The sequence below is a fragment of the Streptomyces sp. CBMA156 genome, assembly GCF_014596515.1.
Lineage (GTDB): Bacteria > Actinomycetota > Actinomycetes > Streptomycetales > Streptomycetaceae > Kitasatospora.
This window is the reverse complement of sequence record NZ_MSJQ01000068.1, coordinates 1-23356: the sequence shown is the minus strand read 5'-3', so window position 1 is coordinate 23356 and position 23356 is coordinate 1. Positions and strand designations below refer to the sequence as shown.

The 23356-nt window shown below is 72.0% G+C and carries 21 protein-coding genes, 4 pseudogenes and 1 riboswitch; of the genes and pseudogenes, 15 read left to right on the top strand and 10 right to left on the bottom strand.

All coding sequences use genetic code 11. The features are described from left to right. Positions 1 to 3 precede the first annotated feature (3 nt). Positions 4 to 438, top strand: coding sequence for a chromosome partitioning protein (locus BU198_RS05670; protein ID WP_188295732.1), 435 nt, complete (start codon positions 4 to 6; stop codon positions 436 to 438). Beyond that, complete coding sequence (locus BU198_RS05665) at positions 435 to 2435, top strand: NACHT domain-containing protein (protein WP_188295731.1); 2001 nt, start codon at positions 435 to 437, stop codon at positions 2433 to 2435. Before BU198_RS05670 ends, BU198_RS05665 begins: the two co-directional genes overlap by 4 nt. Before the next feature lie 278 nt (positions 2436 to 2713). On the opposite strand, the gene BU198_RS05660 is transcribed toward BU198_RS05665, so the two are convergent. Then, complete coding sequence (locus BU198_RS05660) at positions 2714 to 3079, bottom strand: rhodanese-like domain-containing protein (RefSeq protein ID WP_317619980.1); 366 nt, start codon at positions 3077 to 3079, stop codon at positions 2714 to 2716. A gap of 236 nt (positions 3080 to 3315) precedes the next feature. On the opposite strand from BU198_RS05660, the gene BU198_RS05655 reads away from it, so the two are divergent. After that, a complete protein-coding gene (locus BU198_RS05655) occupies positions 3316 to 4470 on the top strand; it encodes a hypothetical protein (RefSeq protein WP_188295730.1) in 1155 nt (384 codons plus the stop codon). Between the two features lie 1359 nt (positions 4471 to 5829). Here the strand turns inward: BU198_RS05655 and BU198_RS05650 are convergent. Next, complete coding sequence (locus BU198_RS05650; protein WP_223243973.1) at positions 5830 to 6846, bottom strand: helix-turn-helix transcriptional regulator; 1017 nt, start codon at positions 6844 to 6846, stop codon at positions 5830 to 5832. Between the two features lie 353 nt (positions 6847 to 7199). Here BU198_RS05650 and BU198_RS05645 point away from each other — a divergent pair, with 353 nt between their 5' ends. The 3 genes from BU198_RS05645 to BU198_RS05635 all read left to right on the top strand — a co-directional run bounded on the left by BU198_RS05645 (position 7200) and on the right by BU198_RS05635 (position 9747). Continuing rightward, complete coding sequence (locus BU198_RS05645; protein ID WP_188295729.1) at positions 7200 to 7364, top strand: hypothetical protein; 165 nt, start codon at positions 7200 to 7202, stop codon at positions 7362 to 7364. 3 nt (positions 7365 to 7367) lie between these two features. Then, entirely contained in the window at positions 7368 to 7676 is a 309-nt protein-coding gene (locus BU198_RS05640; RefSeq protein ID WP_188295728.1) for a hypothetical protein, read from the top strand. A gap of 139 nt (positions 7677 to 7815) precedes the next feature. After that, positions 7816 to 9747: a hypothetical protein gene (locus BU198_RS05635; protein ID WP_188295727.1), complete on the top strand. Its 1932-nt coding sequence runs from the start codon at positions 7816 to 7818 to the stop codon at positions 9745 to 9747. A 387-nt stretch (positions 9748 to 10134) separates the two neighbouring features. Here BU198_RS05635 and BU198_RS05630 read toward each other — a convergent pair whose 3' ends face one another. The 4 genes from BU198_RS05630 to BU198_RS05615 form a co-directional block, all read right to left on the bottom strand. Next, the gene (locus BU198_RS05630; RefSeq protein WP_188295726.1) at positions 10135 to 11298 is read right to left on the bottom strand and encodes a low temperature requirement protein A; all 1164 of its coding nucleotides are present in this window, start codon (positions 11296 to 11298) and stop codon (positions 10135 to 10137) included. A gap of 135 nt (positions 11299 to 11433) precedes the next feature. Further along, positions 11434 to 12354, bottom strand: coding sequence for an alpha/beta hydrolase (locus tag BU198_RS05625; protein ID WP_188295725.1), 921 nt, complete (start codon positions 12352 to 12354; stop codon positions 11434 to 11436). Positions 12355 to 12404: 50 nt separating this feature from the next. Then, positions 12405 to 13172 carry an SDR family oxidoreductase gene (locus BU198_RS05620; RefSeq protein ID WP_188295724.1) on the bottom strand — a complete coding sequence of 256 codons (768 nt, stop codon included), beginning with the start codon at positions 13170 to 13172 and terminating at the stop codon, positions 12405 to 12407. A gap of 46 nt (positions 13173 to 13218) precedes the next feature. After that, on the bottom strand, positions 13219 to 13632 hold the full coding sequence (locus BU198_RS05615; protein ID WP_188295723.1) for a cupin domain-containing protein: 414 nt from the start codon (positions 13630 to 13632) through the stop codon (positions 13219 to 13221). A gap of 244 nt (positions 13633 to 13876) precedes the next feature. Here BU198_RS05615 and BU198_RS05610 point away from each other — a divergent pair, with 244 nt between their 5' ends. Then, positions 13877 to 14773 (top strand): helix-turn-helix domain-containing protein, encoded by an 897-nt coding sequence (locus tag BU198_RS05610; RefSeq protein WP_188295722.1) that lies wholly within the window; start codon positions 13877 to 13879, stop codon positions 14771 to 14773. Next, positions 14770 to 15663: a helix-turn-helix domain-containing protein gene (locus tag BU198_RS05605; protein WP_188295721.1), complete on the top strand. Its 894-nt coding sequence runs from the start codon at positions 14770 to 14772 to the stop codon at positions 15661 to 15663. Before BU198_RS05610 ends, BU198_RS05605 begins: the two co-directional genes overlap by 4 nt. A gap of 106 nt (positions 15664 to 15769) precedes the next feature. Here the strand turns inward: BU198_RS05605 and BU198_RS05600 are convergent. From BU198_RS05600 to BU198_RS05585, 4 genes and pseudogenes are all read right to left on the bottom strand, one after another. Beyond that, positions 15770 to 15919: pseudogene (locus BU198_RS05600) on the bottom strand (DUF255 domain-containing protein); the annotation flags it as partial. Positions 15920 to 16264: 345 nt separating this feature from the next. Further along, on the bottom strand, positions 16265 to 16645 hold the full coding sequence (locus BU198_RS05595; protein ID WP_188295720.1) for a CBS domain-containing protein: 381 nt from the start codon (positions 16643 to 16645) through the stop codon (positions 16265 to 16267). Between the two features lie 197 nt (positions 16646 to 16842). Next, the gene (locus BU198_RS05590) at positions 16843 to 18375 is read right to left on the bottom strand and encodes a DEAD/DEAH box helicase (RefSeq protein WP_188295719.1); all 1533 of its coding nucleotides are present in this window, start codon (positions 18373 to 18375) and stop codon (positions 16843 to 16845) included. Positions 18376 to 18746: 371 nt separating this feature from the next. Next, positions 18747 to 18950 carry a cold-shock protein gene (locus tag BU198_RS05585; RefSeq protein ID WP_030918248.1) on the bottom strand — a complete coding sequence of 68 codons (204 nt, stop codon included), beginning with the start codon at positions 18948 to 18950 and terminating at the stop codon, positions 18747 to 18749. Positions 18951 to 19454: 504 nt separating this feature from the next. Between BU198_RS05585 and BU198_RS05580 the strand changes: the two genes are divergently transcribed. The 7 genes and pseudogenes from BU198_RS05580 (at position 19455) to BU198_RS05550 (ending at position 23252) form a co-directional block, all read left to right on the top strand. Beyond that, a complete protein-coding gene (locus BU198_RS05580; protein ID WP_188295718.1) occupies positions 19455 to 19676 on the top strand; it encodes a hypothetical protein in 222 nt (73 codons plus the stop codon). A 110-nt stretch (positions 19677 to 19786) separates the two neighbouring features. Then, positions 19787 to 20144 (top strand): annotated as a pseudogene (locus tag BU198_RS05575) (aldehyde dehydrogenase family protein); the annotation flags it as partial. A gap of 2 nt (positions 20145 to 20146) precedes the next feature. Then, positions 20147 to 20560, top strand: a pseudogene (locus tag BU198_RS05570) (acyl-CoA dehydrogenase family protein); the annotation flags it as partial. Next, positions 20560 to 20847, top strand: coding sequence for an enoyl-CoA hydratase/isomerase family protein (locus tag BU198_RS05565; RefSeq protein WP_188295717.1), 288 nt, complete (start codon positions 20560 to 20562; stop codon positions 20845 to 20847). The pseudogene BU198_RS05570 and the gene BU198_RS05565, both read left to right, overlap by 1 nt. After that, complete coding sequence (mmsB, locus tag BU198_RS05560) at positions 20811 to 21647, top strand: 3-hydroxyisobutyrate dehydrogenase (RefSeq protein ID WP_188295716.1); 837 nt, start codon at positions 20811 to 20813, stop codon at positions 21645 to 21647. Before BU198_RS05565 ends, mmsB begins: the two co-directional genes overlap by 37 nt. Then, a pseudogene (locus BU198_RS05555) lies at positions 21644 to 21841 on the top strand (enoyl-CoA hydratase-related protein); the annotation flags it as partial. The gene mmsB and the pseudogene BU198_RS05555, both read left to right, overlap by 4 nt. A gap of 102 nt (positions 21842 to 21943) precedes the next feature. Beyond that, positions 21944 to 22084: riboswitch (cobalamin riboswitch) on the top strand. Positions 22085 to 22184: 100 nt separating this feature from the next. Continuing rightward, complete coding sequence (locus BU198_RS05550) at positions 22185 to 23252, top strand: prenyltransferase/squalene oxidase repeat-containing protein (RefSeq protein ID WP_223243972.1); 1068 nt, start codon at positions 22185 to 22187, stop codon at positions 23250 to 23252. The last annotated feature ends 104 nt before the right edge of the window (positions 23253 to 23356 follow it).

The following is a 23356-nucleotide window of genomic DNA, read 5'->3' as shown; positions in this document are numbered from 1 at the left end:
AACATGGTGGGCATCGAGCTGGCGGTCGGCTTCCTGTTCGCTTGGGCGGTGCGCAAGGCGAAGCGGGTGGCGGGCCGGATGGACACCGAGGTCGACCTGACCCTGGACGCCGGGATGGACCGCCTGCACCGGGTGGTGGCGGCCCGCCTGGGCACCGACCCCGCCCTGGAGCGGATGATCGAGGAGGCCGGCTCCGGCACCCCGGAGCCGACCGACCGCACCCGGCAGCGGCTGCAACTCGCTTTGGAGGAGGCCGTCGAGAACGACACCGGCTTCGCCGAGGCGCTGCGGGAGGCCGTGGCGGAGGTCCGGTCGGCCGAGTCCGCCGCCGGTGCGGGCCCCACCGGGAACACGGCGTCCGGAAACACCTTCCACGGGCCGGCGGCGATCTCGATGGGTGACCACAGCCGCCAGGAGAACCACTTCGGGGCCTCATGACCGGTGCGGAGCCGAGACCCGGCCACACGTACGTCTTCCACAGGCCCACTGCGATCAGCTCAGGCCCCAACAGCGTCCAGAACAACTACTTCACCCTGCACTTCCCCGACGAGGTGGAGACCCAGGCACAGCGGCTGGGGGACGTGGTGCTGGCGCAGTGGCGCCGGGAGGCGGCGCTGCGCGCGGTGCAGGGCCCGGAGTCGATTCCGGTGCGGTGGTGTGCGAGATCGGGCGGTCGGTTCGGTGACCATCCGGATCCGTCGGCGGTTCCGGTTGCGGGGAACTCGGCGGATCCGGGCTCGTTCGTCGACGCGTTCCTGAGCCTGGAGCGGCCCAGGCTGGTCGTCCTGGGCGGGCCCGGCAGCGGCAAGTCGACCATGGCCCTGCTGTTCGTGGTGGAGTTGCTGCGGCGGATGCGCGAGGGGGATCCGGTCCCGGTCCTGCTGTCGCTCGCCTCCTGGCGGCCGAGGGCGGAGCACCTGGAGGGTTGGCTGGAGCGGCAGTTGCTGCGCGAGTACCCGTACCTGAGCACGGGTACGGTCCGGGTCCTGCGCCGTGGCGGGCGGATCCTGCCCGTGCTCGACGGTCTGGACGAACTGCCCACCGGCGAGCGCCCGCTGGCCCTGGAACGACTCAACGCGCTCGAGGACGGGACCCCGCTGGTGCTGACCTGCCGGACGGCGGACTACGCGGTGGCGGCCGGTCGCGCCGAGGTGCTCCGCTCGGCCACGGTGGTCGAGGCCGAGCCGCTGACCGCGCGGGAGGCCTCCGCGTACCTGCTCGCCAGCGCCACGCCGCAGCACCAGGAGCGCTGGCGCCCGCTCGCCGACGCCCTCACCGCGGACCCGGATTGCCCCGCGGCCCGGGCCCTGACGGTTCCCCTGATGCTGTGGCTGTGCCGCACCGTCTACCGTCGTCCGGACCCGGAGCGGCGGCCCGCCGACCTCGCCAAGCGGTGCAGTTACCCGACGCCCGAGGCGGTCGAGGGCCATCTGCTGGACTCGCTGGTCCCGTCGGTCTACCCCTCCGGGCCTCTGCCGCCACCCCAGCCCGGGCGCAAGGCCTCGGGCCGGTGGTTCCGGGACGAGCGGAACCGGGATCCGGAGCGGGTCACCCGCTGGCTCGGTTTCCTCGCCCGCCACCTCGAAGGGCGTCGCGGGCCCGGCCTCGCCTGGTGGGAACTGGGCACCAGCGTGCGGCTGGTGCCGCGCATGCTCCTCGTCGGGCTCGTGGCCGGGGCCTACGTCACCCTGCTCGACTGCGTCGTGGCCTGGCCCGAACGCGGATTCACCGTCGCGATGCTGGACGGGCTGATCAACGGTATCCCTGCCGCCCTGATCTTCGCGCTCGTGCACGGGGGCGACTTCGTGCTCCGGGGCGCGGCCCCGGAGCCTTCGCGTGTGCGAATGCGCCTCCGTGAACGAGCCGGGGAAGCACGCGCCAGGTCCGGTCGTGAGATCCTCGCACGCGCCGGCGCCGGGCTCGTGGCGGGACTGCTGGGAGGGGCGGGTCTCGGTCTCCTGGAGGGGGCCGGCAACGTCGTACGCACGGGGAACGTGGGTTACCTCAAGGTCGGGCTGGTGGTCGCGGTGATCTACGGGATCACGCTCGCCCTCTCCGGCGGGCTCACCGCGGCGCTGATCGCCTGGTTCGAAGCCCCCGTCAAAATCGCGTCCGCGCCCGACCCCCGCGACCTGCTGGGCCTGAACCGCAGGACCGTGCTCCTGCTGTGGCTCCTGTTCGCGCCGGTGTTCGGCGGCCTGGTCTCGATCGGAAGCCCGCTCGTCATCGCCCTCTTCCCCCACGGCCCCCGGGGCATCACGCTGCCCTGGGACGCCGAACGCGCGCTCAGGGCCGGAGTCCTCACCACGTTCGGAGTCGGGTTCGGAGCGATGCTCAGCCTGAGCGCGTGGGGCCAGTGGATGCTCTTCGCGTGGTTCTGGCTGCCGCTGACCGGGCGGCTCCCCCGGGCGACGATGACCACCTTCGCGGCCTGATTGCGGAACCACCCCGAGGTCCGCATGCTCCACGGGACGGCATTTCTTCCGCGACACGCCGCCCGGGTGCGCCCTGAGCGCCCGGACAGCCGCCGCCTGGCATTGCAGCACGAACCACACCCCGGAGGCATCACAGCTGTTCCGTGTCCGCCGCGGCCGCGCCCCCCTCCCCCGGGCGGGGCGCCGATGGGGGTTGGTGTCCCGGGGGCACGCGGTGGGTGCAGCCTTCAGGAACACCCGCGGCCGGCCGGAGGTCGGGCCGGGACGGTCGGGTGCCGTCACTCCGCCGGGGTGGCGTCCCAGGCGCCGTAGCCGCCGATGAGGTCGTAGGTGTCCCGGTGGCCGTGGTGGCGCAGGAGGCTGGCGGCGATGGAGAAGCGGCTGCCGCCGGCGCAGTGCAGGACGACGCGGCGGTCGGTGGGCAGTTCGCCGTGGCGGGCGGGGAGTTCGGCGAGCGGGAGGTGCAGCGAGCCGGGGATGGCGCCGGCCTCGCGCTCGGCGGCGCCGCGGACGTCGACGACCAGCGGGGGCCGCGGGCCTGCAAGTTCCGCGCGCAGGGTGTGGACGGTGAGCCGGGCGCCCTGTCGCATCAGCTCGGGGTGGGCGAGGAAGAGGTCCTCCGGGTCGGCGAGGTATCCGGCCACCCGGTCGAAACCGATCCGGGCCAGGCGGGTGACGAGTTCCGCTCCCTCCGATGTGTGGGACGGCGGGCGAGTTTGACGGGTGTGCGCGAGGAGGACAGGTTGCCCTGCTGTTCAGGTACCGAGGCGGTGCAGCCTGTCAACCATTCACACGAGCCGATTTGGTGACCTGTCGGCGAGGGGCGCGACACTGATGCGGAGCAGTCGGGTACGCCCGATCGGGCATGAAGGGTGATGGGATGAGTTGGCTCGCCGTACGGTCCGGTGCCGAGGAATGGGTCCGCGGGAGGCTCGCCGCGCAGCAGCAGCGCGTGGATCTGGTCACCGCCACGCGCTCCGCTCGCGAGCTGGTCCGGCTGGTCGGGGTGGACGCGGCCGATCGGGTGGCCTTCGCGCCAGTGCGTACCGCGATCGAGCGGCGGATCGGTGTCGAGCGCCACTTCTACTACCACTGGCGGTCTCCGTGGCTGGTCCCGCTGGCCGTTCCGCCCTTCCTCGTACTGTTCGGTGGGCGTCCCCGCGTGGCCGCGACGATGACCGCGCTGCTGTGGACAGCACTGGTGGGACGGATGCTCATTGCCCGGTACCGGGCTGCCAAGTACCGGGTGGCAACCGTCCTCGGCCTGCTCCTCACCATCTATCTCTGGTTCATCGTGCCTATTCAGCACGGGAATTCGGACGCACCATGGCACCTGCCGGAGATCGCACAGGTGGCACTCGCGCTGCTGCTTTCCATCGAGATTCCGCTCCTGGGATTCGGGTGGCTGTACTACCGCAGCCGAGTGGACGAGGGCTGCCATGCCTACGACAGGCTCGTCGTCAGGACGGTAGAGGTTGCTCATCGGTTCCACCAGGAGCGGGCCGCGTGGCGTTCGGCGGGCACGTGCCGGAGCTGGACGCGAGACATCGACAGCCTCGCCGTCGATGCGGCCCGCTGCCTGGCACTGCCGGAACGCACTGATACGGCTGACTGGCGCCTGCGCGCGGAGCTGCGTGTCGAGGCCGAGCGGATCGCGGAAGGCATCCGGCTGCTGAAGGCGGATCTGGTCCGGGCGCGCTGCGAGGAGGATGTGTCCGAGGTCGTCGCGTCGCTGGCGCGCGGCATGTTGTTGGTGGCCGGCTTCGACCGGACCGCGCTACTGGCGACCGCGCCGCCGGCACCGACCCCACCGGGCCTCCTGGCCAGGCTCGGCACAAGGCTCGCCCCGGCCATCGTGCTTCTCCTAGCCGCCTGGCTGGTTCCGATGATTCCCATGGTCGCGGATCGGCCAGGCGTTGCCCAAGCAGCTATGTGGTCGCTGATGATCTCGGCGGGAACGGTGCTGGCGACGGCCAACTCAGAGGTCCGTAACCGGATCCAGGACGCCGTGGCCAAGACCCTCCCGCCTGTCTAGAAGTACTTCGAGGGCGCACGGCGACTGATCAACCAGGTCGGCGGCGGCCCGATCGGTGCTTTCGCGGTCCTCGCCCAGCTGACCAGCTCGTTCGAGCAGTCCGCCCGCACCGCCGGCCTCAACCCGACCGGCTGGCTCCGACTTCCGCATGGCCGCCTGACCGGCCCGACCTTCGAGAATCGCGAACCACCTTGCCCAACAACGACGTCGAGTCCCACCTCGACCACTCTCGGCTCGTGGCGCCGGCTTCACCGCGTTCGAGCAACTGGTCACCGTCCAGGACGAACGCCACCCCTACAGCGATTCGGACGGGGACCTCGTGCTCTCCTCCATCGGCCACGCGGGCGACGGCCGGTGGGAGTCCGCGTACGCGCTGTTCCGGCCTGGAGACGTCTGACGGCGAACGACTCCTGGTCATCAGGACCGACAAGGACGCCCCGCTCCTGCTCGGCGCTGCCAAGCCCCACAACCTGCCCTCATACGAGCCCCGCGCAGTTCAGGTCCCCGCGCTTGTCACCCTCACCGCGGATGTCCCGCCAGCCACAATGGCGGCCGTCGTCACCACCCTGGGGCCCGCTGCCAGCAGGCCCTCTTGCAGGCCCGCGTGAACGCCGCCACCTACACCGTCTCGGCCCTGCCGCCGCCTGGCCACCGCTTACATCCCAGCTCCCGGCTTCCCCTGGGCCACGGCGGGATCGGCCCCTTCGAGTCCCAAGAGGACCGCAACCGCGCCGCCTGGCCGTACACCGAGACGCACATCGACCAAGGCACCTACCTCACGGCCTGAATCCGGGCCGCTGTGACGGTCGAGGACCACCTCGACCCCGCCGTCGGCCCCGACCTACGACGCCTCGACGCGACCGAGACCGCGCTCGACCGGCTCTGGGAGGTCCGGGACTGCTGGCACGACGCCGAAACCGACATCATCGGCACCCATCCCGAAGCCGACCGGGCACGGCGGCGCGCGGAGATCCTGCGCAACGCAGAAGCGTGGGCCCCTCCGCCCGGATCACGGACGGCGGCCGGTGCGGCCCTGTTCCTGTCGGATCGCCTGGGAAGCACCGCTACGGCCGGTAGGAGAGCCGGGTGCCGCCGTCGGGGAGGCGTTCGTGGCACCAGCGCACCGCTTCCGGCCGACGCCGCCCGGCCTGCCCGCTGCACGACGGCCTTCCGCTGAGCCCAGCCGCCTACTACTGCCGCGAGCCGATCCGCCCTGGACCTTCCCCGCCTGCTTCGCACCGCCGCGCCGGTCGTCGCCGAGGGGGACGGCAGCCGTACCGGTCAGACCCTGGGGCCTCGCCTACTTCCCCGCCTCCTGGCGGCCGTCGCGGCAGGCGCAGCAGCTTCGGGCCGTGGGCGTCAGAGCCAGCCCTTGTGAGCGGCCTTGATACCGGCTTCGAATCGGCTGCTGGCGCCCAGGCGCTCCATGACCGAGGCCATCAGGCGGTTGACGGTACGGGAGGAGACGCCGAGGCGCTGGGCGGCGGTGTCGTCGGTGAGGCCGGAGCCCAGCAGGCGCAGCAGTTCGCGTTCGGTGTCGCTCAGCCCGGTCGCGGTGTCCTCGGCGCGGGCCGCGCCGAGTGGGACGGCGGTCTCCCAGGCCTGGTCGAACAGTTCGCACAGAGCCCCTACCAGGCCCGGTTCGGTGACGTGCAGGGCGCCCCTGCGGGTGTCGCCGGGGTCGATGGGAACGAGGGCCTGGGCGCGGTCGACGATGACCAGGCGCTGCGGGATGACCGGGGCGGTGCGGATCTCGCCCCCGTGGTCGAGCATCCAGTTGGCGTGGGCGACGGTGTGCGGGACGTTGCGGACGGCGTCCTGGTAGAGGCTCTTGATGACGATGCCGCGGGCCAGCGCCTCGGCGTTGGTGGCCCGGGCCGCTTCCAGGTCCTCGGGGCGGTGGCCGGTGCCGGGGTGGACGCCCAGGCACTCGGTGCTCACCCTGCGGCCCAGTTCCTCCAGCCGGGCCTGGATGGCGTCCATTCCCAGCAGGCGTTCGCCATGCGCGGCCCGGGTCTCGGCGCGGTCGGCGACCAGCCTGGTCACGGCGGCGCGGGAGGCGGCGAGCTGGGCCTGGCGGGCTGCCAGTTCGGCCTCCTGGCGGGCCAGCATGTCCGCGAGGCCTACCTCCGGGCTGACCGCGCGCATCTGCCCGGGGTGTTCGCTGGAGGCGCGCACCAGCAGCAGGGCGGCGAGTTCGTCCAGGCAGCCGTGCACCTGGCCGGCGGTCAGTTCCAGGTCGGCGGCGAGTGCGGCGACTCCCGCACCGGGCCGGTCGAGCATGGTCTGGTAAACGGCTGCGGCAGCGCCGGACAGCCCCAAGGTTTCGAGCATGGTGGTGTTGCCCCCCGTGAAGACGCGGTCGCGCTTCGGCATCCGCTGCCCATGATGGCAGGCCCTTCACAGCCCCTTCAAGATCCACTATGGGGTGGTTGGTTGTGGGACAAGGCATATGGGAGACCTGCCCGTAGTGCTCGTCTCTAGGACTGTTGCACCGGTCTGCCCCGGGACGAACCAGGTCGGAACGGTCCGGCCAGGCTCCGTCCTCCTGTCGGGATCCCGCCTGGCGCCTTGGCGACATCCCGAAGCCCTACCGACGGCACCACCGGACGGCGAAGCTTGAACCATCGCCACCGGGGAGCACCTGGAGCGGCGAACGGACCGAGCGCCACCGCGGGGCGCCGAACCGGCCCAGGCACCTTCCCTCCTCCCTCCCAAGGACAACGACCATGACCCGTCTGCCTCTCACCGTCGCCACCGCGGTCGCCGCCCTCGCCATGACCCTGCTTCCCACCGCAGCCGCCACCACGGCCCTCGCCGCCCCGGCGCCCGCCACCCCGGCCATCGCCACGTCCCCCTCGCCGGTGGACCCCAACGAGTTCCAGTGGGGCTGATCGGTGGACATCGTCTACCTCAGCCTGGACCACCGCCCCGGCGCCACCCCGGATTTCCTCACCGAGGCCGCCGAAGCCCTCGACGTCCTGTGGGTCCACACCACACCCGAGGACGGCCTGGAACACGCCAGCGCCCGTACCGAGACCGGCCGCCTCGATCTGCTCCTCTTCCTTCTGCCGCCCGATGGGCCCGGAGTCGAGGACACCACCGGCCGCGCTGCCGCCCTGGTCGCTCGCAGCTACCGCAACTCCCCGGTCCTGAAGCTGCGTTACCTCCCGCCGGCCTCCGCGCCGAGCGTCTCGGGCCGCTGATCCCTCGCGCCCGTCCGTGCCGACCGCTGTTCCTGCAGGACAGCCGTCCACGCCATTCACCCGTACGAACGCAACCACGCCGCGCCCGACCGGTGGCCGGCCGCTTCGTCTTCTCCACACACCTTGTGAGGACTTCCCCATGTCTGCTCGTAGGACCCGCCGCGTCTCCCTCGCACTCGCCACCGCCGCCGCCCTCGGCGCGAGCCTGCTCACCCTGGCCGCTCCCGCCCAGGCCACCAGCTCGATCGGCGGTCAGATCTCCTCCGCCGAGATCCTCTCCCGCGCCCAGTCCTGGGTGGACAAGCACGTCCCCTACAACCAACAGGGCTACGCCACCGACCCGCAGGGCACCAACTACCGCGAGGACTGTTCGGGCTACGTCTCGATGGCCTGGCACCTGGACAAGAGCCTCGTCGTCACCGACGGCGGCCCCGCCTTCACCAACGCCGACGGCTCTCCCAACTCCGCCTACGACACGGCCGTCGGCAGCTTCTCCAACCTCCAGCCCGGCGACGCCATGGCCTACCCCCACCAGCACGTCTTCCTGTTCGCCGGCTGGACCAACAAGGCCGCCGGGGACTTCGTCTACTACGCCGACTCGAACACCAACGACCCCACCCACGGCCCGAGCAAGGCGAACATCCACGACTCGTCGATCGAGGGCTGGCCCACCTCCGGCTACGTCGCCCTGCGCTACAAGAACGTCTCGAACGCCCCCACTATCCCGGCCGGCTTCAACGTCGCCATCGACGCGGGTGGCACGGCCGCCTCCGGACAGACCGTCTCCGGCACCGTCAACCTCACCGCCCTGGCGAGCGCCTCCGGCTACATCAACACCGGCCGGTACGTGATCACCGGCCCCGGCGGCTACAACACCGGCCAGCTGACGCCCTCCGCCGGCGGGGCCTCGAACTACCCGTACGCCTGGAACACCGCGGGGCTGGCCGCCGGCACCTACCAGATCTCCTTCGTCGCCAACGAGACCGACGGCCAGGACCACACCTACGGGCCCGTCAACGTGACGATCGCCGCCCCCATGCCGCGCAGCAGCTCCTCGGGCCTCTCGGCGAGGTCCAACGGCGGATACGTCACGGCATGGCGCGGCGGTGACGGGTACCTGTGGGTGGGCACCGGCAGCGGGACGAACATGGCGCAGCCCGACAGGCCGTGGCTGCTCGGCGTCGCCCAGGGCTCGAAGCCGTCCATCGCCACGATGGCCGACGGCAGCTGGGCCACCGCATGGGCCGGCAACGACGGGAGGCTGTGGATCGCCACGGGCAACGGGACGAACATGGCGCAGCCGGCCGAGCCGTGGCTCCTCGGCGTCTACCCCGGCACCAGCCCGGCGATCACCGCCCTGTCGACCGGAGGCTGGGAGATCGCCTGGAAGGGTGCTGACGGCAACCTGTGGGTCGCCACGGGCAACGGCACCAACATGGCCCAGCCGGCCGCGCCGTGGCTGCTCGGCGTCGCCGACACCACCAGCCCGTCGCTGGCCGCCCTGCCCGGTGGCGGTTACGAGGTGGCCTGGAAGGGCAACGACGGGTACCTGTGGCTCGCGACCGGCAACGGCACCAACATGGCGCAGCCCGCCAGGCCGTGGCTGCTCGGCGTCGGCGCCGCCGGCAGCTCCTCCAGCCCCTCCATCGCGACGATGGCCGACGGCAGCTACGAGGTGGCCTGGAAGGGCGGCGACGGCAATCTGTGGGTCGCCACCGGCAACGGGACGAACATGGCCCAGCCGGCCGCGCCCTGGCTGCTCGGCGTCGCCGACACCACCAGCCCGTCGCTGGCCGCCCTGCCGAACGGCGGCTACGAGGTGGCCTGGAAGGGCAACGACGGGTACCTGTGGCTCGCCACCGGCAACGGGACGAACATGGCGCAGCCCGACAAGCCGTGGCTGCTCGGCGTCGGCGCCGCCGGCACCTCCTACAGCCCGTCACTGGCCAGCCTGCCGGGCGGCGGGTACGAGGTGGCGTGGAAGGGCGGCGACGGGTACCTGTGGCTCGCCACCGGCAGCGGCACGAACATGGCCCAGCCGGCCGAACCGTGGCTGCTCGGCGTCGCGTAATCACCACACAAAGGATCAGGCAGCGTCCTGCGGTTCCCCGTTGGGAACCGCAGGACGCTGCTCTGTCCGCACCTGGGCATCACCCCAGCAGCAGACGCAATCCGGCCCGTTATACCGGCGGAGAGCACTTATTCCTGACGTGTCGTACCCTCTGCCAGCGCGGGTGGAGTCAGCGTCGGCAGCCGAGGCCCCGAAGCGGACCCCACGACGGCTACGCCCGGTCAGCCGGGCCTCGACGTATGAGGTCAACTCCCTGCTCCAATTCGGGCCCCGGGCGATGTAGCTTGTGGGCCGTCATGCGCGTTATCTGACGAAACATCAGGACCTAACCAGCGGCAGGATGCGTACGTGTGCCGATGTCGCCGCGGCCCGTAAGGCTTCGTGGCGTCAGTTCGTCGGGGCGGCCCTGAGGGCCCGGGTGAGCCGCCGGTGGGTGCGGGTGAGGACGGCTGCGGTCGTGATCAGGATGACGTCGAGGACGGCGATGGAGGCGAGCGGGGGCATCCAGGGAGCTGCGATGCCCGCGACGATGCAGGCCGCGCAGGCGATGAGGCGTTCGGTCCAGGCGCCGCCGGCGGTGACATGGAAGTACCAGGCGGTGGTGGCGAGGTAGAGGGCGGGGCCGCCGAACAGAAGGAGGCCGAGAGTGGCGGAGCCGTGGCCGAGGGGGTGGGCGATGACGACTTCGCTGCCGACCGCGAGGGCGACCAGTGCGGCCAGGACTCCGTAGGCGCCGTTGACGCCGAGGCGGACGGCACGTACGGGATCAGCGGTGGTGGCGACGGAGCTGGTGACGACCTCCTCGCCGCCGCGGAAGTAAACGGCCCACAGGCACACCAGGGCGGTGAACACCCCGGCGCCGGCGAGGATGCTCGGCGCGTCCACGGGGGCGTCGGACATGGCCCGGCCGGCGGTCAGGACGGTCTCGCCGAGCAGGATGATGAAGAACAGGCGCAGGCGTTCGACCATGTGGTCGGCGTCGAAGGCGAGCGCGCGGCTGGTGAGGGTCCGGCCGGGCAGCGGGTGGGCGAGCCAGGTGCCGGCGAGGTCGACGAGGGCGGCGGCGCCCCACCACCACAGGCGCGGGCCGGGGTCGGCGGCGGCTCCCGTGATCCACAGCGGGGCGGAGGCGGCGATCCACACGAGGGTGCGGCGGAAGTGTTCGCGCAGGTGGTCGGTGCGGGCGGCCAGGGCTGTCACGGTTCCCGCGAGGAGGAGGATCGCCAGCAGGGGAACGGAGAAGGCCCACGCCCGGTCGTCGAAGGCGTGGGGGACCGCGGAGTTCAGGTAGAGGCCGAGACCCATGACGACGACGACCATCCACCGGGTGACGGAGCGGTGGATGTCCAGGAGCGTCGCCTCGTAGCTGGTGTAGGCCCAGGTGCCGAAGACCGCGACCAGGAGCACCGCGGTCTCGGCGGCGCCGCGCCAGGTGAGGTGGGTCAGGAGGTGGTGGGAGAGCTGGGAGACGGCGAAGACGAAGACGAGGTCGAAGAACAGCTCCAGCGGAGACACCTCCCGCCGCAGGCGCAGCGACTCGGGCACGCTCATTCCGGGCACTCCTGTTCTGGGGCCCGGTGCGCCGGGCCGTCTGGTCCGGTCCGGACCAGACCGCGACGTGGGTGGGTGGGGGCGGTGCCCGGGAGGTGTTCCCGTCCGGGCACCGCCCCCGTGGGACGGGGTCCCTCAGCTGCGGGGGGCGAGGTTGTCGTTGAAGAACGGCACGGCTTCCTGGACGGCGCGCTCGACGTACTTGGGCACGTCGTAGAAGTCCATGTGGGTGCCGCCCTCCACGATGACGAGCTTCTTGGTGCCGCGGGCCTTGGCGTGAAGCTCGGTGCTGTGCCACAGCGAGCCGGCCTCGCTGCCGGCGACCATGAGGAGGGGCTGGGTGAGGAGGTCCTCGACGAGGTGGAAGGCGTCGAAGGCGAGGATGCGCGGGATGCTCAGGCCCAGGAGGTACTTGTTCCGGGCGTTGGGGTGCTGGGCGCGGGGGGTGAGGTAGTAGTCGTGGGCCTCGGCGAGGTCGCGCGGGGTGTTCCCGTCGAGCTCGGCCGGGACGTAGGGGGCCATGGCGGGCTCGGCGCCGGTGGCGGCCTGGGCCTGCCGGGCCTGGGAGGCGGCGTCGCGCACCGGCAGGGCCGCGCTGTCCTGGTCGGTGCCATACCAGCCCTTGCGCCAGGCGCTGCCGATGTTGAGGGCGCTGACCGTGGCCACGGCCCGGATGCGGGAGTCGGTCATGGTGGCGTTGACGGCGTAGCCGCCGCCGGCGCAGACGCCCAGGACGCCGACGCGGTCGGCGTCGACGTAGGGGAGGGACTGCAGGTGGTCGACGGCGGCGTGGACGTCCTCGACCCGGCGCGCGGGGTCCTCCAGGAAGTGCGGCTCACCGCCGCTCTCGCCCTGGTAGGAGGCGTCGAAGGCCAGGGCCACGAAGCCCTGCTCCGCGAGCTTCTTCGCGTAGAGGCCGGCGGTCTGCTCCTTGACGCCTCCGCCCGGGTGGACGGTGACGATCGCGGGGTAGCTGCCGTGCGGGTCGAAGTCCTCGGGGAGGAACAGGTTGCCGGCCATGGTGATCGGGCCGTTGGGGAAGGTGGTGGACTGCATGACGATGCTCCTGGTGAGGGGTGGTTGCTCGCGGATTCGGGGACGGGTCTCTACTGGGCGCGCAGGTGGTCGAGGTCGTCGCGGACGCGGGCCGGTTCGCGCTCCAGGGGCAGGTTGGCGCGGTCCTCGACCGCGTCGAGGGCGCCTGCCCCGTCGGGCCGGGCCTGGGTGAACAGGGCGGTGAAGTCGGTGGTCGCGGGGCCGGGGCCGGAGAAGACCTCGAAGGTGCGGCCGATCGCCTCGTCGTCGAGCAGGGCGGCGACCAGCAGGCCGGCGAGGGCCGTGCGGCTGACGCCGTCCTCGCCGGTGTCGCCCTGTTCGACGCGCAGGCGCTCCCCGCCCGGCCCGGCGTCCAGCCAGCCGGGCCGCACGATCGTGTAGGGGGCGCCGCTGAGCCGCACGAGGCGCTCGGAGCGGCGCTTCCAGTCCAGGGCGTGGCCGCCCTGGTTGAAGGGGTGGTCGCGGCGGGTGACGAAGATCGTCGTCTGCAGGACGATCCTGGGGCGCCGGTCGCCGAGTGCCGCCAGGACGTGGGCGACGCCGCCGTAGTCGACGCGCTCGAAGGAGTCGGGGCGGGCGTCGTCGTCGGAGCCGTGGACGAAGACCACCGCGTCGACGCCGTCCACGGCGTCGGCCAGGGCGTCGGGCGACTGGAGGTCGGCGACGGCGATCTCGGTGCCGGGCAGCAGCCGGCGGGCGCGGGCCTCGTTACGGGCCAGGGCGACGGGGGTCAGGCCCCGGTCCTTCGCGGCGGCGACGACGTACCGGCCGGTGCGGCCGGTGGCTCCGACGACGAGGACCCGGTTGACGGTGCTCATGGCGGTTGCGCCTTTCTTCCGGACGAGGGCGGGGGTGGGTGGCCGGTCAGTGGCTGGTGGTGCGGGCGGCGGAGTACTGCTCGTCGGTGACGGGCTCCAGCCAGACCGTCTCCGGGCTGCCGTCGCCGGGCCCCTCCCACATCGCCAGGTGCTCCATGAAGCGGTCCGGGGCGGCGCCGTGCCAGTGCTCCTCACCGGGAGGGCAGACCACGAGCTCGCCGGGGCGGGCTTCGAGGACCACTCCGTCGCGGGTGCCGACCAGGGCGGTGCCGGAGACGACGTGCAGGCTCTGGCCCAGCACGTGGGAGTGCCAGTGGGTGCGGGCGCCGGGGGCGAAGCGCACCAGGTTGACCCGCATCCGGGACGGGGCCTGGCCGGGGTGGACCACGTCCCACCACACGTCGCCCGTGAACCACTCGGCCGGGGCCTTGCTCGTGGCCGCGGATTCGACGAATTCCATGAATTTCTCTCCCGATGGTCGTGTGCCCCGCGCCGGATGTCCCGGCGGTGCGCAACGGCGGAGATTCCCGAATCTCAGCGACCGGACATCCCCAGGATTCCAGGAAGTGTCCTGCGGGGCACACCACAAACACTCGCACGCCCCGCTGTCCCGTTGAAGAGGAGATTTCCTTCCCGGGAGGGACTTATCCAGGGAGGAAACTCTCCCTCCCACCGGACTTGCGCCACGGGTAAGACTGGATCGCATGACCAGCAATGCGCACCCCGAGGAGCTCGGGGCCTTCCTCAGGGCCCGCCGGGCCGAGCTGAGCCCCCGCACCGTCGGGCTGCCCGCGGACACCGGGCGCCGCCGCGTGGCCGGGCTGCGCAGGGAGGAGGTCGCCCAGCTGGCGGCCATCAGCACCGACTACTACACCCGCCTGGAGCAGGGGCGCATCCAGGCGTCGGCGCCGGTGCTCGACGCCCTCACCCGTGTCCTGCACCTGGACGACGACCAGCGCGACTACATGCTCGGCCTCGCCGGACGGCCCGACAACCGGCCCCCTCGCCGCACCCTGCAAAAGGTCCAGCCGAGACTGCGCCGACTGCTGGACGATCTCAACACCACCCCCGCGATCGTCCTCGGCCGACGCATGGACATTCTCGCCTGGAATCCGCTCGCAGCCGCCCTGGTCGCCGATTTCTCGGAAATTCCGGAGAAACACCGGAACTACATACGACTCGTCTTCACCGACCCGAGAATGCGAGAACTCTACGCCGACTGGGAGAGCGTCGCCCACACCTGCGTGGCCCAACTGCGCATGGAGGCCGCCCGCGATCCCGGCAGCCCCCGCCTCGCCGCCCTGGTCGGCGAACTCTCCCTCCAGGACGCCGACTTCCGCCGCTGGTGGGCCGCCCACCACGTCGCCGTCCGCGGGATCGGCACCAAGACCCTGCGGCATCCCGTCGTCGGCGACCTGACCCTCGACTGGGACACCCTCACCAGCACCACCGACACCGACCAGCAGCTCGTCGTCTGGTCCGCCGAGCCCGGCACCCCCACCCACGACGCCCTGCGCATCCTCGCCTCCTGGACGGACACCGGCCCCGTCGGCGACGCACCCCACCGCCCGCCCGGCACCCCTGCCAGACTGGAACCATGAACAGCCACGCCGGCGACCCGAAGGAACTCGGGACCTTCCTCAAGGCCCGCCGAGCCGAACTCGGCCCCCACCAGGTCGGCCTGCCCGCCACCGGGACGCCCCGCCGGGTCGCGGGCCTGCGCCGCGAGGAGGTCGCCCGGCTGGCCTCGATCAGCACCGACTACTACACCCGCGTCGAACAGGGCCGGATGCCCGCTTCCACCCCTGTCCTGGAAGCCCTCGCCCGCGCCCTGCGGCTCACCGCCGACCAGCGCACCTACCTGCTCGGCCTCGCCGGACGGCCCCCGGCCGATCCGCCCGCCCCCTCCACCCCGCAGGTCACCGAATCGGGCCGCCGCCTCCTCGGCCAGCTCACCACCTGCCCGGCCGTGGTACTCACCGACACCATGGACGTCCTCGCCTGGAACCCGCTGGCCGCCGCCCTGCTCACCGACTTCGCGCTCCACCCCGAGCCGCGGCGCAACTACGTCTGGCTCCTCTTCAACGACCCGGTCCTGCGCGACCGCTACGGCGACTGGGACAGCGGCGCCCGCGCCTGCGTGGCCTACCTGCGCATGAACACCGCCGGCCGCACCGACGACCCGCGCCTGCACCGGCTGCTCGCGCAGATGGCAGACCAGGCTGACTTCCAGCGGTGGTGGCAGGGCCACGAGGTCGCCGTCCAGGGCGCGGGCAACAAGCACTTCCGCCACCCGCTCGTCGGAGACCTCACCCTCGACTGGGACACCCTCACCAGCTCCACCGCCCCCGACCAGCACATCGTCGTCTGGACCGCCCAACCCGGCAGCACCTCCGAACAGCGCCTGCACGAACTCGCCGCCGCGGTCGCCACCCACGGACCAACGGCGGGGCTTCGGGACGGGCAGCCGGTGGCGCCAGGCCTGGAGTAATGCGGCGTGATCCCCAGCCGGGGAGGTGGCGCCGGGGCGGATCACGGACACCGGTCGGCGCTGCGAGTGCCGTGCCATTGGCACCAGCGGATCATCAGAAGCCCAAGTGCCAGGACGCATAGCCCACACTCAAGAGAATGGGCACGTCCCGCCGCTTGGCTTCATTGACCGCCTCCTCTCCCCATGGCCGCCAATCCACCGGATTGGAGGCGTGCTGGAGAAGGTACGGCGACGTCGCGTTCGCGAGTCGGTTCATGCTGGCACCGTCGCACGATTCAGCCGGACTCTGACCTACGGCATCCGCCACTTCGACACCGCCGTCATCGGCCCCTCGAACAGTCGGCCTGAGCCGCGCAGCCGGCCCTTCCGTTCGCCTGGCCGCACAGGCCCAGCCCGCGGGTTCGACCGCGCCGGAGTCGGGCTGGCGGCCGGCTCCGAACCTGCTCCAGCGGACTCGCCGACCATGTTGGCGCCGCTGCTGCACGGAGGTACTTCGCGGGACGGACAGTCAGCACGCGAGCTCGCCTGCTCGCGCTCGCGCCCCTGCGGTCGGACGTCGCCTCCTGATCAGGCGTGCTGACAGCGCTCGTTGTCCGTACCTCTACAAGCTGAGAAGGCCGACGGCGTGTCCGTCGTGGTCCACCACCGGCCAGGTGTCCAGGCCGCGGGAGCGCATGGCGGCGGCAGCGGTGGCTGCGGGCATGCCGGTGGTGGCGAAGGGGGCGCGGTCGAGGGTCACGTCGCGTACGGGGGTGCGCTCGGTGTACCAGGACCGGGCCTGGAACGGCGCCAGGTGCAGGCGGGTCAGCAGCCCGGCGCAGCGGCCGTCTTCGTCGCGGACCAGGAGGTGGTCCGCGCCGGAGCTCTGCAGGATGTCCATCGCGGCGTCGACCATGACATCGTCGCTGATCTGCAGCTCGGGGTGTTTCATGAGATCGCCGACCGTGGCGGTGGTCGGCGGATTCTGGATCGTGGTGGTCACGGGCTGACTCCTTCGTGTCTCTCCGGCCGAGGCCGGCGGTGATGATCAGGGCACTCGTGGCGGACGGGCCGCACAGGCTGCGCGGGGGCGGGCCGCAGCGCTGAACGATTCCGCGTGCGGCCGCCACGGGAATCCGGTGTCGCAGGCCCGGCGATCTGTGCGGCCCCGGTCCGCGTCGGAAGCCGGGTCCGGGGGTGCTACGCGGCGGGGGCGACGCGCTTGGGGGCCCGGCGGCGGGAGGAGCTTCGGTTGTCTCGGCTCGGGGTGGCCCGGGTGTCACCGGCGGTGTTGGCGGGACGGCCGCGGCGGCCGCGGTTCGCGGAGGGGGTGCGGCGCGGCCGTTCGACGGCGGCTTCGGCGATCACGGTGGGGATTCCGGTGGGCACCCGGGCACCGGTGATCCGGGCCAGCTCCTCGTCGCCGGCGCTGACCCTGGTGGTGACGGGATTGATGGCGGCGGTGGCCATCATGCGGTTCATCTCGCGGCGCTGGTTGGGCAGCACCAGCGTGACGACGGTGCCGGACTCGCCCGCGCGGGCGGTGCGGCCGCCCCGGTGGAGGTAGTCCTTGTGGTCGGCCGGCGGGTCCAGGTTGACGACGAGGTCGAGTCCGTCGATGTGGATGCCGCGGGCGGCGACGTTGGTCGCGATCAACGCGGTGACCTGGCCGGTGCGGAACTGCTCCAGGGTGCGGGTGCGCTGGGGCTGGGACTTGCCGCCGTGCAGGGCCGCGGCCTTCACCCCGTTCGCGAGCAGGTCCTCCACCAGGCGGTCGGCGCCGTGCTTGGTGTCGGTGAACATGATCACCCCGCCGTCGCGGGAGGCGATGTGGGCGATCGTGGCGTTCTTGTCGAAGTTCTGCACGTGGAGCACGTGGTGCTCCATGGTGCTGACCGCCCCGGCGGACGGGTCCACCGAGTGGGTGACCGGGTCGTTGAGGAAGCGGCGCACCAGCCGGTCGACGTTGCGGTCCAGGGTGGCGGAGAACAGCATCGTCTGGCCGCCTTCGGCGACCTGTTCGAGAAGTTCGGTGACCTGGGGCAGGAAGCCCATGTCGGCCATCTGGTCGGCCTCGTCGAGGACGGTGACGGCGACCTCGTCCAGTTGGCAGTCGCCGCGCTGGATCAGGTCCTTGAGGCGGCCGGGGGTGGCGACCACGACCTCCGCCCCGCGGTTCAGAGCGTGTGCCTGGCGGCCGATCGACATCCCGCCCACCACGGTCGCCAGGCGCAGGCGCACCGCGTGGGCGTAGGGGGTGAGGGCGTCGGTGACCTGCTGTGCGAGTTCGCGGGTGGGGACCAGCACCATGGCGAGCGGGCGGCGCGGCTCGGCCCTGCGCCCGGTGGTGCGGGCCAGCACGGCGAGGCCGAAGGCGATGGTCTTGCCGGAGCCGGTGCGGCCTCGTCCCAGGACGTCGCGACCGGCGAGCGAGTTGGGCAGTGTCGCGGCCTGGATGGGGAACGGCGTGGTGACGCCCTGGCGGGTCAGCACCGACAGCAGCGCGTTGGGCATGTCCAGTTCGTCGAAGGCTTCGACGGCCGGCAACGCCGCAGTGGTACTCACCGGCATAGCGAACTCCCCCTTCGGGGACGATCCCGAACGGGCGCTCCGTCCGGAGGAGTGCCGGCCGCCGGCAGGCCGGTCGCCGTAGAAGGAGCTACCACCGGAGCGGGAGCCCGCAGAGGAGCGGGAGTTGGCGTTCTGGTGGGAGGAGCGACTGGAGCGGTTCATGCGGGAGACCTTCCTCAGGGCGGCACGTCACGAGGAAGGCTCCGCGGTACAGGGCAGCGCGGAGACCACAAGGGAACGGGCCGAAAGTGTGACGGGTGGGGCGTGGACGGTGGAACCGTGCGGCACGTCACCTACGGTCGGCGCTCACCGCGCGGAGCGGGAGCGAGGAACCTCAAAGCCGTGCGATGTCACGGCAGGGCGCCGATCCGGACGCGGCGCTGTGCGTCTCGCGTGGGGATGGCTGCCGGTGGCGAAGCCAGGGGCCAGAAACGGCCGGGAGATGCGCCGTGGCGCAATGCCGAGGGGCCCGCACCAGGCATGTGTGCGCGGTGCGGGCCCCTCGCTGCTGGGCGGGTGCCGTGGCAGAAGAACTACAGCGGACGAATGTTCTCGGCCTGCGGGCCCTTCTGGCCCTGCGTGACGTCGAACTCGACCTTCTGGCCCTCGAGCAGCTCACGGAAGCCGTTGGCGTTGATGTTCGAGTAGTGGGCGAAGACGTCGGGGCCGCCACCCTCCTGCTCGATGAAGCCGAAGCCCTTTTCCGCGTTGAACCACTTCACGGTGCCATTAGCCATAAAGAAATCTCCTTCAAGGGACTGTCCGAAGCACGCACAGCGCGGACTTCGAGTCGCCGCGATGAGCACCCACCCGGGGAAGAGCCGGGAAAAGAAAAATGCGCCCGCGAAACATCAGCAGGCGCACACAACGTTCATGGGAACCACTACTGCAACTGATGACGACAGTAGCAGGCCGCAGCCCATCGCGGCGGGAAGTTTCCTCCCCAGATCTTCGGGGCCCCCTGAACCTGCCGGACCAGCGCCGACGGGCCTGTCAACACGCTTGGAGGGCACACTGGTTGACCAAGTGGATCATTCCCCGGGCCGACCGCCCCATGCTGCGAGGATCACAGGTGCGGTGTGTCCGCCCTCACGGCGGCAGCCGTCAGGGGGACGGATCACGCCTACCGGCACCGCCGGAGAGACGAACCGGACGAGCGCCCGCGTCGCTCAAGATCCCCCGGAAATCGATGGCGCCGAGAAAGTCCGACCTCGCGCTTTCCGAGCGCATACTGACAGACAATGACGAAATACACAGCAGTCCCCCGCCACCTGCCCACCAGCCCGTTCAAGGCCCGGATGGAGGCCCCGCGCAAGCACTTCGCCGTCGGCGACCGGGTCACTCATGACACGTACGGTCTCGGCCGGGTCATCGGCGTCGAAGGCGACATCGCCGTGCTCGTCGACTTCGGGTCACGGCAGGAACGCATCACTCAGCCGTACACCACGATGTTCGGACTCTGACCCCGGGCGCCGCCCGTCCCGGCCGGCCGTCCCGCGCACCTCGCGGGCAATCGGGGCGGTGGCGGTCGCGCACGCGCAGGATTGCAGTACCGGCAACACCCCGGCACCCGATGGTCCATGAACTGACCCACTTCGTCGCGGGCAAGCCCGTCGCCGGTACGTCCGGCCGTTTCGGCGACGTGTACGACCCCAACACCGGCCGGGTGCAGGCCCGGGTGCCCGCTGGCGAGCCGTGCCGAGGTCGAGGCCGTGATCGCCGACGCCGCCCGGGCCCAGCCCGCGTGGGCAGCATGGAACCCGCAGCGGCGGGCGCGGGTGCTGCTGCGCTTCCTGCAGCTCGTCGAGCAGGAGAAGACGGAGCTGGCCCGGCTGCTGTCCGCCGAGCACGGCAAGACCGTCGCCGACGCCCACGGCGACCTCCAACGCGGCCTGGAGGTCGTGGAGTTCGCCGCTGGGATCCCACACCTGCCATCGCCGCCTGCTCGCTCGGCGGCGCCCAGGACGCCCTGGATCGGGCCGTCCGCCACCTGGCGGACCGTGAGGCGTTCGGCGCCCGCCTCCTGCACGCCCAGGCCCTGCAGTTCCGGCTCGCCGACATGGCGACCGAACTGGAGGCCGCCCGGGCGCTGCTGTGGCGGGCGGCGACCGCCCTGGACCGCGGTGACCCCCGGGCGCCGCAGCTGTGCGCGATGGCCAAGCGCTACGCCACCGACACCGGATTCGAGGTCGCCAACCAGGCGCTCCAACTGCACGGCGGCTACGGCTACCTGGCCGAGTACGGCATCGAGAAGATCGTCCGCGACCTGCGGGTGCACCAGATCCTGGAAGGAACCAACGAGATCATGCGCGTCATCGTCGCCCGCGGCCTGACCGGAGCCGCGTGATGACCCTCAACAACACCGAGGAGGTCCTCGTCCAGCGGGAGGGCCGGGCCGGCCTGATCGTCCTCAACCGGCCGGCGGCCCTGAACGCCCTCACCCACGCCATGGTGCTGCGCATCACGGAGGCCCTGGACCTGTGGGAGCGGGACAACCGGGTCGACACCGCCGTCATCACCGGCGCCGGGGACCGCGCCTTCTGCACGGGCGGCGACATCGTCGCCATCCACCACGCCGCGACCGGCTGGGCGGCCCGATGGCCGCCAACCTCGTCAAGGCCGGCCACCGGGTGACCGGCTACGACCTCGCAGCGGAGGCCCGCGAGCGGGCGGCCGAGCGCGGGGTGGCCGTCGCGGACTCCGCAGAGCAGGTCGCCACCGGGGCCGAAGTGATCATCACCATGCTGCCGACCGGCCGACACGTGCTGGAGGCCTACGAGGGTCTGACCGCAGCCGCCCGCGGGGCGCTGTTCGTGGACTGTTCCACCATCGCCGTCGGGGACGCCCGGATCGCCGCCGATCTGGCCCGCACGGCCGGGCACCGGGCCGTCGACGCGCCCGTGTCCGGTGGTGTGCCCGGCGCCGAGGCCGCGAGCCTGACCTTCATGGTCGGCGCGGAGGACGCCGACTTCGGCGAGGCCGAACCGCTGCTGGCCGCGATGGGCCGCCGGGTCGTGCACTGCGGGGCGTCCGGAGCGGGGCAGGCGGCGAAGATCTGCAACAACATGATCCTCGGCGTCTCCATGATCGCGGTCAGCGAGGCCTTCGTCCTCGGGGAGAGCCTCGGGCTCAGCCACCAGGCCCTGTTCGACGTGGCCTCCGCCGCCTCCGGCCAGTGCTGGGCACTCACGTCCGACTGCCCCGTTCCCGGGCCCGTCCCCACCAGCCCGGCGAACCGCGAGTACGCGGCCGGGTTCGCCGCCGCCCTGATGGCCAAGGACCTCGGACTGGCCGCCGGGGCGGCCGAGTCCGCCGGCCTGTCCACCGAACTCGGACGCAGGGCAGCGCAGTTGTACGCGGACTTCACGGCGGCCGACGGCGCAGGACTGGACTTCTCGGCGATCATCACCATCCTCCGGAAGGACACCGCATGACCTACGAGACGATCCTGGTCGAACGCAAGGGCCGGGTCGGGCTGATCACGCTCGACCGCCCGAAGGCGCTCAACGCGCTCAACACCCTCCTGATGAACGAAATCGTGGCCGCGGCAACGGACTTCGACCGCGACCCGGAGATCGGCTGTCTGGTGGTCACCGGTTCGGAGAAGGCGTTCGCCGCCGGTGCCGACCGGGGTGGCGCACCGCCCGGCGGCTCGGGGCCCACCGGAGCAACGTCGCGGGAGCTTTGAACACCGTGCTGTGACGCACGAACCCTTGACCGAATCTTTCGCGTTTCGCCATGATGAGCCGTCATGTTCTGACTCCGCCGCTGGGGGAAGTCCGGTCCGAATCCGGCGCTGACCCGCAACGGTAGGCCGTCGACGCAAGGTCGGCGGCGAGCCCGAGTACCCGTCGGCGGAGGTATGTCGTCCCCTCCTCCCGTCGTGGTCTGCGGGCCGGAGCTCCGAGGGCTGCCCCGGCACCGTGCCGACGTCCTCCGGGCCCCTGCGTCCAGGCCCGGAAAGGCACCTCATGTCCGCACTCCGCCGCACTCTCGGTCTGCTCGCGATACCCGCCCTGGCCCTCGCCACCGCGCTTCCGGTGGCCACCGCCGCCCACGCCGACACGACCCCCTCCTCGACGATCCGTCCGGATGCCGCGGCGGGCGGCTGGCTGGCCCGCCAGCTCGTCGACGGGGACCACTTCGAGTCCGTCTTCAACGGCACCGCCTACGCCGACCAGGGCCTGACCATCGACGCCGTACTGGCCTTCGCCGCCTCGCGCAGCGCCGACGAGGCCGCCGCCAGGGCGACCGCCTGGCTGGCGAAGCCCGAGATCCTCTCCGGCTACCTCGGCGACGGCACCACCGAGGCGTACGCGGGCGCCACCGCCAAGCTGCTGCTCGCCGTCGAGGTTCGCGGCGCGAACCCCACGAACTTCGGTGGCATCGACCTGCCCGCCCGGCTGCGCTCCCTCCAGACCACGGAGGGCCGCTTCTCCGACCGCTCCCAGTGGGGCGACTACAGCAACGCCTTCGGCCAGTCGCTGGCCCTGATCGCCCTGCACCGCACCCCCGGTGACGCCCCGACGGCGGCCGTGGACTTCCTCGCGAACAGCCAGTGCGCGGACGGCGGCTTCCCGGTCTCCTTCGGCCAGCCCACCTGCGCCGGTGACCCGGATGCCACCGCCCTCGCCGTCCAGGCCCTCGCCGCCACCGGCCGCACCGCCAAGGCCAACACCGGCCTCGACTGGCTGGCCGCCCACCAGAACGCCGACGGCGGCTTCGCGGCCGCGGGGGCCACCACCTCCAACGCCAACACCACCGGTCTGGCCACCCAGGCGCTGCTCACCGGCGGGCGCTTCGGCACCGGCCTCAAGGGCTGGGGCCGGCTGGTCAAGTTCCAGCAGGGCTGCTCCGCCGATCCGGCGGTGCGGGGCGCGGTCGCCTACGACGCGACCGGCTTCAACGCGGCCGGCGGCACCCGGGCCACGGCGCAGGCCGTCCTCGGCCTCGCCGGCACCCCGCTGTCGGCGCTCTCCGCCGCCGGCGCGCGCCCCGACTCCCCCACCCTGGCCTGCCCGGCACCGGCCACCCACTGAACGAGCCCGAGACCGCGAGGAGTTCACCGATGACCGACACCGTCACCGCATCCCGCCCGGCCCGCCGCACGCTCGGCTCGATCGCCGCCGCTGCGGCCCTCACC